Source organism: Paenibacillus sp. LjRoot56, assembly GCF_964253335.1.
GTDB classification, from domain to species: Bacteria; Bacillota; Bacilli; order Paenibacillales; family NBRC-103111; genus Paenibacillus_E; species Paenibacillus_E allorhizoplanae.
Window position 1 is genome coordinate 680,711 of the sequence record NZ_CAXURV020000004.1, and the last position, 14,555, is coordinate 695,265.

The 14,555-nt window shown below is 41.6% G+C and carries 12 protein-coding genes; 1 reads left to right on the forward strand and 11 read right to left on the reverse strand.

Features of this window, described 5'->3' with window-relative positions:
• Positions 1 to 13 precede the first annotated feature (13 nt).
• From ACSQ8O_RS28940 to ACSQ8O_RS28965, 6 genes are read right to left on the reverse strand one after another with little or no spacing between them, the layout of a single operon-like run.
• Positions 14 to 868, reverse strand: coding sequence for a GGDEF domain-containing protein (locus tag ACSQ8O_RS28940; RefSeq protein WP_056620813.1), 855 nt, complete (start codon positions 866 to 868; stop codon positions 14 to 16).
• Positions 865 to 2,955 (reverse strand): cellulose biosynthesis cyclic di-GMP-binding regulatory protein BcsB, encoded by a 2,091-nt coding sequence (locus ACSQ8O_RS28945; RefSeq protein ID WP_436244503.1) that lies wholly within the window; start codon positions 2,953 to 2,955, stop codon positions 865 to 867. The genes ACSQ8O_RS28940 and ACSQ8O_RS28945 overlap by 4 nt, the downstream gene beginning before the upstream one ends.
• A 14-nt stretch (positions 2,956 to 2,969) precedes the next feature.
• Positions 2,970 to 4,220 carry a glycosyltransferase family 2 protein gene (locus ACSQ8O_RS28950; RefSeq protein WP_436244504.1) on the reverse strand — a complete coding sequence of 417 codons (1,251 nt, stop codon included), beginning with the start codon at positions 4,218 to 4,220 and terminating at the stop codon, positions 2,970 to 2,972.
• On the reverse strand, positions 4,217 to 5,782 hold the full coding sequence (locus tag ACSQ8O_RS28955; protein WP_436244505.1) for a hypothetical protein: 1,566 nt from the start codon (positions 5,780 to 5,782) through the stop codon (positions 4,217 to 4,219). Before ACSQ8O_RS28955 ends, ACSQ8O_RS28950 begins: the two co-directional genes overlap by 4 nt.
• A gap of 39 nt (positions 5,783 to 5,821) precedes the next feature.
• Positions 5,822 to 7,276, reverse strand: coding sequence for a glycan biosynthesis hexose transferase WsfD (wsfD, locus tag ACSQ8O_RS28960; RefSeq protein ID WP_436244506.1), 1,455 nt, complete (start codon positions 7,274 to 7,276; stop codon positions 5,822 to 5,824).
• 20 nt (positions 7,277 to 7,296) lie between these two features.
• On the reverse strand, positions 7,297 to 8,427 hold the full coding sequence (locus ACSQ8O_RS28965; protein ID WP_436244507.1) for a hypothetical protein: 1,131 nt from the start codon (positions 8,425 to 8,427) through the stop codon (positions 7,297 to 7,299).
• Between the two features lie 218 nt (positions 8,428 to 8,645).
• Here ACSQ8O_RS28965 and ACSQ8O_RS28970 point away from each other — a divergent pair, with 218 nt between their 5' ends.
• On the forward strand, positions 8,646 to 9,614 hold the full coding sequence (locus ACSQ8O_RS28970) for a serine hydrolase domain-containing protein (RefSeq protein ID WP_436244508.1): 969 nt from the start codon (positions 8,646 to 8,648) through the stop codon (positions 9,612 to 9,614).
• A 40-nt stretch (positions 9,615 to 9,654) separates the two neighbouring features.
• Here the strand turns inward: ACSQ8O_RS28970 and ACSQ8O_RS28975 are convergent, their stop codons facing one another.
• From ACSQ8O_RS28975 to ACSQ8O_RS28995, 5 genes are all read right to left on the reverse strand, one after another.
• A complete protein-coding gene (locus tag ACSQ8O_RS28975) occupies positions 9,655 to 9,933 on the reverse strand; it encodes a hypothetical protein (RefSeq protein ID WP_436244509.1) in 279 nt (92 codons plus the stop codon).
• A 220-nt stretch (positions 9,934 to 10,153) separates the two neighbouring features.
• On the reverse strand, positions 10,154 to 10,966 hold the full coding sequence (gene speD / locus ACSQ8O_RS28980; RefSeq protein WP_436244510.1) for an adenosylmethionine decarboxylase: 813 nt from the start codon (positions 10,964 to 10,966) through the stop codon (positions 10,154 to 10,156).
• Between the two features lie 118 nt (positions 10,967 to 11,084).
• Positions 11,085 to 11,729 carry a hypothetical protein gene (locus ACSQ8O_RS28985; protein WP_436244511.1) on the reverse strand — a complete coding sequence of 215 codons (645 nt, stop codon included), beginning with the start codon at positions 11,727 to 11,729 and terminating at the stop codon, positions 11,085 to 11,087.
• 29 nt (positions 11,730 to 11,758) lie between these two features.
• A complete protein-coding gene (locus ACSQ8O_RS28990; protein ID WP_436244512.1) occupies positions 11,759 to 12,934 on the reverse strand; it encodes a sugar ABC transporter permease in 1,176 nt (391 codons plus the stop codon).
• Between the two features lie 11 nt (positions 12,935 to 12,945).
• The gene (locus tag ACSQ8O_RS28995) at positions 12,946 to 14,466 is read right to left on the reverse strand and encodes an ATP-binding cassette domain-containing protein (RefSeq protein ID WP_436244974.1); all 1,521 of its coding nucleotides are present in this window, start codon (positions 14,464 to 14,466) and stop codon (positions 12,946 to 12,948) included.
• Positions 14,467 to 14,555: the final 89 nt, after the last annotated feature.

Below are 14,555 nucleotides of genomic sequence, written 5' to 3' on the forward strand. Positions count from 1 at the left end.
CTGTACCTTAAATTTAGACATCAAATTCCAATTGTTTCTTCGCCAGCGTAATAAACTCCAACGGGTTCGGAACTTCCTTAGCATCATATTCAATCGCGCCCATCTTCAAGATAAGCTCGACTCGGTATTTCTCCCTGTACTCGTCCCTGTTTCGCTCCTCCACACTATTTCTCAATCGATCAATTACGATAGAAGCGCCCGGTCGATCGGTGAATAACAGCATGCCCCACATTGGATTTTCCTTATTGAGCAAATAAAGCGAATCATTCGTACGGATGCTGGTCTGACTCATTTGTGATAGATCAAGTACAGCCTCCATCAGTTGTTCTTCTCCGATAATACGCCGAATTTCATCCCAGTATTTCACACTGAAAACCAGAAGTGTTAATGGGATGTGATAACGAACCGACAGCGCCATGAAAATCGTTGCATCGGATTGAAACGAAAACGTATTCTTTAAGCTTGTTTTGGCATCTACTGTTGCGAGCGATTTGTTAGCCTTCTGCAGTTGCTCATTTTCCAACTGAAGCTGGCGATTCCCATAAGTAAGCAGCCATGTTGAGATCGTAAATAGTGGCGTCATGATGAGCCAAAAATAGTTCTGAGCTCCAACTACTCCGCCCACAACCACCGTTTGATACAGCGTAAATGTGCCGTAACCGAAGATGAATAGGATATTCAAAATCAATCCCGTTGTAACGTTTGTAAAGTAGGTGACGATCGCAATTAGTAACGCAAGGTTCAAGAAAATAATATTTTGGATATAAAGATTGGGGTTTCCCGCGGTAAACACGATACAAACGAAACAGACAATAATCAGGAAAATAAATGCGCCATCCGAAACCATATTGCTTTGTAAACGCCTCATCCGCGATCCCTCCGCTTCTTTCGGTATTTACGAATTAGCAGGATAAGCGAGAGAATAACCAATAAGGCAACAAGGACAACAGCAATCATGAAACCCAGAACATCCTTGCGATTCATGACATCGCTCAATACCGTAGATGGCTCAGTCGTCGTTATTTTTTTAAATCGAAACGCATTAATTTGCCCGTCAATGTCCGTAACAGCTCCATCGCCGAATACTTTCCACAGCGTACCTTCTGATCCGATAAGTTTAGAGGCCAGATAAGCGTACTCTGAACTGGCCCCTGTGACGGCTAGCAGCCCGAAGCCATTCCCATATGGTGAATCAATCAATTGCAGCGAGCCTATGCGAGTGCCGTAGTTAGCTTCGATACTCATTTTTTCATTGGAGACGAAGCCTGTTCCACTTTTATCATATTGAAAATATAGCTTGTCATTATTCGTACGGATAACTTGATTATTCTGATAACTACCGATCGCAATGATCTCGCGGTTCTTCAGTTGTGAAGCCGCAACATTATCTTGGTAAAAAAGCACTTCCCCCGTATTGGTCTGCGCGTAACGCCCTAACAAATTAAAAATGTTCGAAATCGTTTGGTATACGTATGTATCATGCTCTTTGGGCAGAACGACTGCCAACTGATTGTAGCTGCCATCTCTCAGAAAGGGATAAGGGTAATTGTTAAACAACATATCCGCTTTATCTTTGGTATTCAGCTGTAACATGGAATCCTTATCTACAAACGCCCATGGCATTTGATCCTGATTCTCAATACAGCCTGCATTTTTGAGTTCCAAATCAAAAGCAACTTTCACGGTGAAATTCCCGTTAATATTCAATGTTTTGGGGATTGCAATATCAATGTGATCATTGTCTGCGAGCTCCGTAGACAAGCGCTTGCTGCCAATTGGTGTATCATTGATTAGGATTGTAACCATCGAACGATCGAAATCTAAATTTTTCGCGTATCGATACTTAATACTCAACTTGCTCGCATCCGCGATCGAACGGTTACCTGGAAGTGAAACGAAATAAAATTTCTCACGATGACGGTCACCGACGATCTTATCGCCTGTTTCCGTTAACGTTATGTTTCGGCTAATACTAACCGTAGGGGATTCTACCTCTGTTGTGGCATCGACTACCTTCGTATCCGTGTCAAGCTGACTGAGCAACGACTGATTACCTATTAATCGTCCTGCTTTCACTAGTAAAGCGGTATCCAAAGAAGTGACCACTAACGTCGGTTTTCCCGCAAAGGTGACCAACTTAATGTATGCTTTATTATCCAGATCATCCGCTGGAATCGTTGACTTCACTTCTTCAGGCAGATCGTTATAGAAGGAGATGAGAATAAGGGCTTGCTTTGCTTTCATACTATCCGCACTGTATGCGACGATAGGAATCCCTTTATCCGAAAGAGGATTCACCTTAGCGAATCCAGAAAGCGCGTAGGTAGCCGCTTCAAGTACAGCCAAGTTACTTTCCCCTTCTGTAACTAGGATCGCATTCAGACCTTCTTTGATCGTATCCAACCCGATAAAATGCTCATTGAAATCTCGGATATTCTTTTGAATTGCCGAGTTTGCGTAATTCACTGAAATACGCGAGGTTTTGGATATTTGCAACCAATTATCACGCGTAGCTGTCGGTAAACAAGCATTCACAGCGAGCGGCGCGGTTGTTTCGAAATTTCCTTGAAGAGTTAGTGTATTCACGTCTTTCACGAGATACGAAACGGGAATAAGAACGGTCAACTGCTGTTGTTTCGTTTCTTGAATGACCGGACGAAATGAGTGAAACGGCTTTCCGTTTATCGATAACGTTACACTTGATCGGTCATTCTGCAGAAGGCGTGAAATCTCATAATCGAGATGAACTTCAACACTGGCTACGTTCCAATAATCCTCAATCTGAAAGTACTGTGATGTATAGGTTACGCCTCCAAGTAATGACGTATCTGCAAAATTAGTTTGGTATTGTTTATTCCCAGTAGGTGAAAGCTCTTCCGCCCCTGCTGTTGAGCTTAACGAAGTAAACAGGGATAAAAGACAAACGGTCGTAATCAACAGCCATCGTTGCTTCATAAATTCTCCCCAATCTAATACCTTTCGGTTTTATACCATTTGGCTTCTCGCTTGAATACCAAATCCTTTAAATATGCATACATGCCATATGCCGCTACAACCATCCACATCTGGCAGTAAGAGACGTACATGAGCATAATAATCCAAACATTAGAAAGCTTCATTTCCCCCTTCTCTGTTACTAACGTAATGAATGTCCCGAGAATAAATAAGATGATGGCAAGCCCCCACAAGAAAGAGCTAAAACTAGCAATGGTTGTACTAACATAACCCAAAGCATGCAATATGAGAAGTAAATCGGACATGACTAACGAGGTTAGCAACAACACATATATGGAGAGATAGTATAAAATATCAAAATGAATGTTTCGAGCTGATCGTTTGAATAATAAGGGGATGTTTTTGACAATGACATAAATATTTCCCTTCGCCCACCGCGTTCGCTGCTTAAACCATACCTTGACTGTTTGTGGCTCTTGTTCCCAAGTGACTGACTTAGGTTGGAATTTAATCTTGTATCCCATTAAGTAAATGCGAAAACTAATTTCTGTATCCTCAGCAATTGCCTTCACATCCCAACCACCCATTTGCTCGATGATCGAACGCCGAAGAATAAAGTTCGTACCTGGAATCGTGCACAGCTTGAATAACTTCCATCTCCCCGCTTGTGCCATCCATTGAAATGATAATGTTTCAACATTAATAAAACGAGTCAAGAGGCTTGCATCACGATTGCGGGTTCGAAATTTCCCGATTACGGCTCCTAAACTAGCATCATGCGTAATTTCGGAAACTAGATACGTCAAAGCGGTTTTCTCAGGAGTATTATCAGCATCATAGATGGCAATAAGTTCTCCCTTGCTTAGTTTAAATCCCAAATTCAAAGCATTAGACTTCCCTTTTCCACCTATAACATTATCCGTGTTCAAGATGATCAAATTGCGCCCGGGGTACTTCGTTTGGAGATTTCCTAATAGGACACTGCTATTATCGGAGGAATTGTCATTGATGACGATAATCTCATAACGATTATGAGGATATGATAGCGCTAGCAAAGATTCCACAGTCTTCGTTATGACCTTTGCCTCATTGTGTGCCGGTACCATGATGCTAACGAATGGAGGCTCACCTTCGATAGGTGCAACCGGTTTGTTCTCAATTTGAATATAGTACAAGTAGCCTGCTACGATTAGAACAACATTAACCAATAACAGTGACCAAATACAGAAGACGGAAATTAGCATCAAAATATCTGCAACTGTCATAATGACCTCTCCTGATGGGTGAATTTTCGTTTGTACAGGCGATACCCAATGATGAGAAATACCATAAAAATAAGAAGCGTCGTTACGATGAGTACAATGAAGATATTATTTTGCACCGAAAATAAGGTCGTAAAGCTCTTCTTCACTTCTTGCACATAGGTGTGATCAGAGTCGATCTCAGCTATCGTATTGTTTAAGGCAATAGGTTGTCCATTGATTTGCAAGTGACCACGATGTGAGGTTAATTCGTTCTTTTCCGTACGCACACTATGCTCTTCATTCTTATAATCGGCAAATGTCGTCCAACTTTTTAATAAAGTGTCCAGTGTTGCTTCCATTTCTTGGCGATTTATTGGAAATGGATAAACAAATGCGGTATTCATAGGTAGGGGATTAAGTGATTTATTTGAATTTATATATTTGTTTAAATCCTTCCCATTGATTGTATACATCGCGGAATGGAACACACTCGAATTATTTCTTTGCGTATGGTATCTGATGTTTCGATTATCATAAAGTATGCCTGAATCAAAGATCGACAAGCCATACTCCGAATAATGCTGATCATAAGTCCAATATAATTCGGAACCTATACCAAGTGGAACAATCTCATATTCAGCTAAGGCATCAAGAAAAGAACTCAATTGTGCTTTTAAACCTGCGATGTCTGGACTAATTGTAGAAGCAACTACGGGTGCATTCACCACGATACTTCCATTGCGAGACTGAATATGCTTAAGTGTCTCCAAATATCGCTGCATTGCGGGGAATTGGAAATTACTAAAAACAGGTTGCACACTTGCAATGAAAGGTATGCCAGCACTATATAAACGATCTGCAGCTTCGTTAAGTAAATCCAAATCTGAGAATGGGTAGATTTCATTTAGTAAAACAAAGTTCTTACCAGTACTAGTCACATGTAACCAATCCTTCAACACGAAGGAAGCGGCCAACTCGCTTAAATTCCCTTTTAGCATGTATGGGATATACGCATTTTTGCCATGAATGACCCCATATGGATAGCTTGCTTTCCCGTTTTCAGAAAAAATAGTACCATAGGAGGTCCCGTTGAACTTTGTTGTAAACGAGATATTGCTTGCAATTATAGATCCTTGAGTGAATTGACCAATTGAAATTTTTAATGTGTCTGTAGCTTGCTTTTGTACCTCAATACCCATTTCTTGTTGAACATACGGTGGGAGTTGATACCCTATATGCATATAATCCCCAAAGTAGCCTTTCATATCACGCTTAAACATTTCAGGGGAATGAGAAACATCTTCCAAATTACTAATGTTAATCACTTTATTAAATTTGGCGAGCATGCCCGCTTCGTATTTATCATAGGAAGTTATCGTTACTTGGGCATTTAACGAAGCAAGGATACGTTGTACAGCATCTATATTACCTTCAAAGGGCGTTCCATTTGCTAAGCTATCATAAACAACTAGCACAGGTGTTGTCTCCGCTTGAGTGGCAGAAGTTATTTGGGGAAAGCATATGAAGATCAGTAGATTGACTAATAGCAATAAAGAAGTACCCATTTTGTATCGATTAAACATACCTATACCCCCTCTCCCGCGATATCAACCAAGTAAGGCTCAAGTTTCTTGGCTCCATAATCTCTTGGAAATGAGATCTATGATGGTAATCAATGATACTAAATCAAAAATTAATGTGAATAAAAACTCATGTTTGGCAAGATCCGCATCCCCGGCACCAATGATGGATACAAAAATACCGGAAAGCCCAATCCCTATTAGCATCACAATCAGAGGCAACCTGATTGCATTTCGCCATAATCGTGACCGAATAGCTGTGACAAATGAAGGTAGATATAGTCCGAGAATAGTTAAAATCCATAATAAAACAAAACCAAACGTTTTAGGAGCAATGGCTTTCTTTAACAAACTGTAACCCGAGAAGAACACGGTTTGTGCTCCAAAAGGCTTGCCCACAGAGCGTTCATAATTCCCCATCGCGTTAGGTCGGATACTGAAACCGTCGCGTGCAGCCAAGTTCAACATTTGACCAGCTTGGTTCGGATGCATCATATAATAGGTCAAAATGGAGACGAAACCGTATTTACTATAGAATTCGTCCTGTAGAATATCTGACTCCACATTTACTGTCGTATAGGCATCGAAATATTCCGTTTCGTTCAATATGGCGTATTGCTTATCGATGTCAAATCTCTTTAAGGTCTTCTCTGGATCCACAGCGCCCATAAGTACGCCCCGCGTCATAGCATGGTATTTGTTAATATTGACAAATTCTTTCGGAATGAGCATGTACGTGCCAACACCAACGCCAAGTAATGCAATGAGCAAAATCGAAGTTATTGAGCGATACAGCGTATTTTTCCTGATATAAATGAAAAAGACACCAATCGGTGCAGCAATCATACCAACAGGAGCATTTTGCTGTTTACTAGCCGTCAAAATCATGGCACTAAGGATAAATAATATCATCATAAGGTAATCATTATATCTTTTCCGATAGAGCAATAAGCCAAAAGAAACCATGTAAACACTCATAATAAGAACAACGCTCTCGCCATAAAACGAGCTAAAATAAGCCGTATATCCAGTGTCACCTAATACAAAAATTACGATCGCGGCCATTACATAGCCTAATTTCCTAGACAATTTCCAGGTCAATGCTTCCACAAGTAAATAAATGGCACCTACATAAAGTATCAAGTACATGCCTGCTTGAAAACGAATATCAAAGGTATCTTCACGATAAAAAAGTTGATTGATAAGAATTGCAGCTTTCATGAAAAATGTTTGTGTGGAAAATATGGAGGCACTATTTTCGTTATAGTATTGAAAAATACCAAAGGTTTTGACAAAATAACCAAAGTATTGGCTTGTATAGTCCGCATCCTTCACATACAGTCCATTCAAAATTCGAGCATAATCCCCATTATCCGCCATCCCAATATAGGGAGGTGTAAATAGTGCGATCACTGAAATCAAGAACACCACGATGGCAGCGAAAGCAGCTGGGGACAACTTGCGCAGCAGCATTTGGAGGAAACGATTGTTCCACATGTGATCGCACTCCTTTCTGATCAGTACGTGTAGGCTAGAAGTGCCATCAAATTATCGAAGGAATAGGCCTGCGAGGCATTGACATCTCCGAAGCCGCCATTCAGCGGGCTCTGTGGATCATGGACTTGAAATTCATTCATCTTGAGAATACTATCGGCATAAAGCTCATGATCCTTGATGACCGATCCAATCATGGCTGATATCGCGTAGATAGCAGTTGACCTAACTTCATTCAGTGGTTTTCCATCCAGATCATATTGACCGTATAAAGTTCCTGCTTTAATCTGATCTTTGATATAACGGATACTTGCTGGCTGTTCCATCTTAACTTCAGCAAGGTTTAGAATCGTTAGCAACGATTCTACCGTGTTTATGCTTTCAGATTGATAACCCTTCTTATCAAAATCGTAGCGAGTTTGGTAAAATGGAAACGAATCCGACAAATATCCTTGTTGGACAATTTGCAACATACTGGCTTCAAGTGACGCCTTCTTTTTCCGTGATAGCGGTACAAGCTCCAACGAAGCAGTGTCGATATAGCACAAGGTTAAGAATGAATTTGTCATTTTATAGGTTGGATCATAGAAGTCTCGCATTTGTCCATTCACAACATTGTATTGATAGAGTCGCTTTCCGTAAGTTTCCGCTTCCGCTCTGTAGCTCTTAGTCCCAAAAGCGACGGAAGCTTCATCGAGTGCCCGAATAATACGCAAATCATCTACAATGGCATTCATTGGATATTGTTTATTCCTTTTTGGACTATACCGATAGCTGAATCCAAATGGTGTATCGAATACTTGCTTGGCTTGCTGCCACTGCTCATCAAACTTATCTTTCTGACCTGTTAGAGCGTAATAACGCATGAAGAGACCCGCGGATTCGCTCAGAACTTCATGACCTGAAGCAGCAGCACCCATTTGATCGGTATCCTTCAGATTCGTATAAATGCCATGTTTACTTGTAAGCTTGTCCTTCATAAATTCCACTACTAAGTTGCGATTGTCAGTCACTTGCATGGTCTGACCATATTGACTGCTTGATTGCCGCTGCAATCTCGGAGTGTCTCCAAGCATAAAGTTAATCACATAATAAATCACATAGATGCCGATTAATCCGAGGCTGATCAGTCCTATATTCCTGAAAATTTTCATGTATTCCGGCAGCTCCTAACACAATCATTTCCAGAAAAAACGTCGAATGGTATGATAAAAAGACTACACACTACATCTGAGGTGGAATCTTTTATCTAGAGGTTGTATTATACGCGCGAGTAGGCTTAGTTAGTTGTAGTTTATCACATGAAACTATTCGATCAAAAGGTAAATCCTCCCTAAATCAAGAAAAATGTCGTAATAATAAGAAGGATGTCATGAACTTTTCAAATTTACTAGAAGAACTAGAACCAGCCAATCTTGTAAGTTGCCTCATCAGCCAAAGAGGTCAGATCACATTCGAGCTATACCGAGAACCGCAGTTAGCTGAAACTGTAGCAAAAATCAATTCCTGTACCAAAAGCATCCTCTCAGCACTCTATTGTATCGCTATGGATCAGGGTCTGTTGCCAGCCCCCGAGACACCTGCATCCGTATTTTTCCCGCAGTTTGCGAAAGATCCTGCATCACATAAGAGCGAAATAACGCTGCTGCATTTATTAACGATGACATCAGGCCTCGATTGGACAGAATTTGGTGGACAGAATTCTTTTCCACGCATGACAAGAACACCGAACTGGGTAGATTTCGTGTTGGATCAACCCTTATCCGATTTACCTGGTATGAAAATGTCTTATAATTCAGGCGGCTCTCAGTTATTATCTGCGATCTTGGTCCAAGCAACAGGAATGTCAGTTGCTCGTTATGCTGAGTTAACTTTATTCGAGCCGCTTGGTATTGAATCGTATAGTTGGGAACAAGACCCGCAAGGTATCCACACGGGTGGTTTCGGATTGTCTCTTCGTCCTATCGATATGCTCAAATTTGGTCAGCTCTATCTCCAGCAAGGAAAATGGGGAAATACTCAGCTTATTTCCCAAAAGCTTGTCGCTCTTTCCACGCAACCTGCGGTACGTGTAGAGGCACCTCGCCGCGGCAGCTATGGCTGGCATTGGTGGACAGACACTTACCCAGATCGTACAGATAACGACGCCTCCCTACAATCGCTAAATTACTTTAACGCGTATGGCTTCGGAGGCCAGTGCATTTATATCCTACCTTCTATTGAAACCGTTGTTGTATTGACCAATGACCAACGAAAAAAGAGCAAAATTCCGCTGCAGGTGTTCCGCCAATCCGTGGCACCTTATTTGTTGGAACTAGTAGAAGGTTCTATCACTAAATAGCAAAGAGCTTGCCACCTCTGGCAAGCTCTCCACCTACTTTTTACATAATAAAAGAATACACTAAGAAACCGCCTAAAGGCACAATCCAGAGAAGCGGGATACAATTCCAGATCAATGATGCCCTGTAGTGCCGACGTGAAAAGGTTACCCAACCTCCAATAATTGCTGCGAGTAGTCCAACCGGATATAGCCATATCGTGATGAAAATAAGCCATGTTGTTGTATTGTTGATCGCATCGGGATCGTCAAACATCATGACAGACATCCCCGCGATAAATATCCAAATAAGTATAAATATGACGTACACGATTTGTGACATAATTAATGTCCACAACATTTTGTTCCGATTCAGATTAAATCCCCCAATTCCACTCTCTACGTATGAATGATGAATGCAACTCCTCAAACAGCCTTATTTTAACATAATCCAAGGATGATATCTCTATGATTTCGTCTAGTTTCGTTATTTCACTCAAACTCTGATCAAACGAGAAAAGGGTCTGGAGCAGTCATTAACTGCATCCAAACCCTTTTAATCATCAATTAAATACCATGTTTTTCCCATAGAAGATCTCATCCATCTCCCATTTGACGCTTTTCTCAATTTCCAACTGCTCTTCTTTGCTGAGAGTATCTTTCGTGTATCCAAATAAATAGTTATTCAGATCAAACTCGCGAAGCTTGCATTTCGTGTGGAAAATATTTTCTTGATACACGTTCACATCAATCATCTGATATTGATCTTGAATTTCCTCTGGAATATAATTTTGAATAGAGCTGATCTCGTGATCGATGAAAAGCTTATGCCCGCTGATGTCACGCGTGAACCCTCTGACTCTGTAATCCATCGTCAGGATATCGTTATCGAAAGAACGAATAAGGAAATTCAACGCTTTAAGCGGCGATATTTCTCCACATGTTGAGACATCAATGTCAGCTCGGAAGGTGCTGATTCCCTCATCAGGGTGATATTCAGGATACGTATGGACAGTAATGTGACTCGTGTTGAGATGCATGACCACCGCGTCTGGTAGCGGCCCTGGCGACTCTTCAAACGATTCGTTCGGTTCCTGCTCAATTGGGCCTTCCGATACTAGCATGGTTACGCTAGCTCCTTGAGGGACATAGTCTTGCTTCGCGATATTTAAGACGTGCGCTCCAATAATGTCGGCAACCGTGTTCAATAAAGCTGTCAAACGATCCGCATTATACTGCTTATCAATATAAGCTATGTAGGCTTCGCGCTCTTCTCTTGTTTTGGTGAAACAGATATCGTACATATTAAAACTTAGCGATTTGGTTAAATTATTAAAGCCATGCAGAGTGATCATCTGCTCCGAAGTTAATTTCAAGTAAATTCCCCCCTATGTGTAAACTATAAACTGCTTACACAAATATTAAACAGCTACACATAGGATGGTATGTCGGAGTCGCTTTTATTCCATGTTAACTTTCGTCATATTCCACTTTTTAAGAATTAGCAAGAAATCGCTTCTGCAAATTGGGATGGCTACTTAATAAATCCTGATACGTTTGACCCCAATAAGCCTCTTTTAACTCGTCTCTCGACAGTTCCAGACTCGTCGATTTACCTAATTGTAAAGCATGATAGCGATAAGCATTGAAAAAATTTCTTTCTGCTGTGCTAATCCGACTTCCATTATAAATAGAAGATTGCGTCGTAAACCCTATGCTAACGAGTATGGAAACAACTGACGCTACGATGCGAGAGACCATGTAGGAGGCAACACCAGCCCACCCCGTCAATACGAATCCAATCGCAACGGCAATTATCGTCGGAAGAAAGAGTCCATATATATGCGAAAACATAGCACCTAACTGAATAAATGGGAACCACACGATGCCACTAAATGTAAGTAGAATACCCACCGTCATCGCAAATAACGTACATATGGCAATATGCGAAGGACTTAATTGCAGTGCAAAGCACAAGATCCCTGTGACAAAACCTAAAGATGAAGGCATCACACTAATGGACTCCGTGGTTTTGAGAATGCTATCCGGTTTAATATCCGGATACAATCTCGCCATAAGACCAAAGCTTGTTGGAACGTCCAGACTTATTTTAAGCCCCTGTGGCGTGTAAATAGCCATACCATGTCTCTCCTCTGCGCCTCCATCTATTAAGCTCTCTTTTTCCTCGTAACGACATCGAAAATAACTGCAATTGCGAGTACCGCACCACGAATCATGTATTGATACGAAATGCCTATTCCCATGAGATTCATCCCACTGGATAAGGAAGCCATTACAATTGCACCGATAATGGAACCTGTCACTTTACCAACGCCGCCTGCTGCGGAAACACCGCCAACATAAGCCGCGGCGATCGCATCGAGCTCGAACAATGTTCCTGCAGTCGTTGTAGCGGATTGCAACCGCGCCGTAAAAAGGATCCCGGAAAGTGCTGATAGCATACCCATCGATCCAAATACGATATAAGTAATCTTTTTCACACTAATCCCGCTCAAATTCGCTGCCTCTGGATTACTGCCTACGGCATAAATATGTCTACCTAAAACCGTTGAAGTCGTCAGGAAGTGGTATACAGCCACCACAATCATGACTACGATAACCGTCCAGGAAAAACCGTTATATCCAGCTAGAATCCATGTAATATAAGCGATGATCGCTGAGACGAAAATAACTTTTACGGTAAAAATGTTAGTAGAAACAACTTCGAAACTGTATTTCAGCTTGTTATTTCGTTTTGAAAATTCACTGTAAATGTAAAGAACGATCATGACTGCCCCCAAAATTAAGGAGAGCAGATTTAATCCCCCTACCTTCGTAATCGCGGGGATGAAGCCGTTTCCGATCGCATTGAAATTCTCATCTTTTACGATAATCGTGCCTGTTTTCTCCGTTACGCGCAGCAGTGCGCCTCTGAAAATCAACATGCCCGCAAGGGAAGCCACAAAGGACGGAATACCGAACTGAGCAACCAATAACCCATTGAATAACCCAACGACAATACCTAGCACGAGAATAATTGGAATAGTGATATAGAACGGAACTCCCGCTTGTGAGAGGAGTACAGCAGCAATGGCGCCTAGAAACCCTGCCGCAAATCCCACAGATAAATCAATATGCCGGATGACAATGACGAGGGTCATGCCTACAGCTAGAACTGCAATATACCCCGTTGCGTCAATCAGATTACTTATATTTCGCGATGACATGAACAACCCATCTGTCATGATGGAGAACGTCAGCATGATGATGAATAGGGCAATGTACATCCCATATTCTCGAATATTCACCTTAATTAGCGATTTCGCTTCACTATAAAATTGCACGGGTCTTCCTCCTATTGCGTCGCAAGCTTCATAATTATTTCTTGATCCGCGTCCTCGATGGATAGCTCGCCTTTTATTTGACCTTCGGCCATGACATAGACACGATCACTCATGCCCAAGACTTCACTAAGCTCAGATGAGATCATAATAATGCTCATTCCTTCACTGATCAGCTTGTTCATAATCGTATAAATTTCATATTTGGCCCCGACATCAATGCCGCGCGTAGGTTCATCTAAGATGAGCAGGCTCGGATTCACAAATAACCATTTGCCGAGTGAGACTTTCTGTTGATTTCCCCCACTCAAATTACCAACAATTTGTTCCACGGAAGGAGCTTTAATATTTAATGATTGCTTGTAATGATTCGAAATTTTCACTTCTTCATTATGATTAATGATACCGTTCTCAGAAATCTCGTTCAGGTTGGCAACCGCAATGTTTTGCTTAATATCTTGGATAAGGAACAATCCATCCCCTTTACGATCTTCCGTTACATAGGCAATTCCCGCCTTGATGGCATCCCTCGGATGGCTGAATGTTTGTTTAGTGCCTTCCATAAGGAGATCTCCGCGAAGCTTATACGCTTTGGGATTTCCAAAAATACTTTGCGCTAGCTCCGTTCGACCAGAGCCCATCAGACCCGCAATGCCAACAATTTCACCCTTTTTAATATGCAAATTCACATCTTTCACGACGTCCCGACCCAACTGAGGATCATATGCTGTCCAGTTTTGAATCTCGAGTATGTTCGTACCAAATGACTTCGTCATTCGTTTCGGATAAATATCGTCGATCTCGCGACCTACCATGTTTTTGATAATGACACTTTCCGAAATCTCACCATTTGCAGCATCCAGCGTACATATCGTTCTGCCATCTCGTAAAACCGTGAGTTGATCGGCTATCGCCGTTACTTCTTTGAGCTTATGAGAAATCATAATGCTCGTAATGCCTTGTTCTTTCAACTCTCGTAATAGTTCAAGCAGGTTCTCGCTTTCTTTCTCATTGAGTGCCGCTGTCGGTTCATCCAGAATGAGCAGCTTCACATCCTTGCTTAAGGCTTTGGCAATTTCAACGAGCTGTTGCTTTCCAACTCCCAAATCTTTAACAAGAACCTCTGGGTTCACATCCAGCTTCACTTTATGAAGCATTTCTTTGGCTTGACGAATCGTTTGATTCCAATCGACCATCATGCCTTTTCTTACTTCGTTACCTGCATAAATGTTCTCATACACCGTAAGGTCGGGGAATAGCGCTAACTCTTGATAAATAATGGCGATGCCCGTCTTCACACTGTCGCTGATTTTGGAGAATTGCTGAACCTTGCCCTCGAAAACGATGTCTCCTGCGTAAGTGCCGCTTGGGTATACACCGCTAAGGACCTTCATTAAGGTCGACTTGCCTGCGCCATTTTCACCCACCAAACAATGAATTTCGCCTGTATTCACTTTAAAATTAACATTCGCAAGTGCTTTCACACCCGTGAATTCTTTGGATATATTGTTCATTTCTAAGATATATTTACTCATCATCAAGCGCTCCTTAGCCAACCGACTCTCGGAATAGAGGAATAGTGATAGACGCATCTATCACTATTCCTTCCAAGCTATGTGATCTT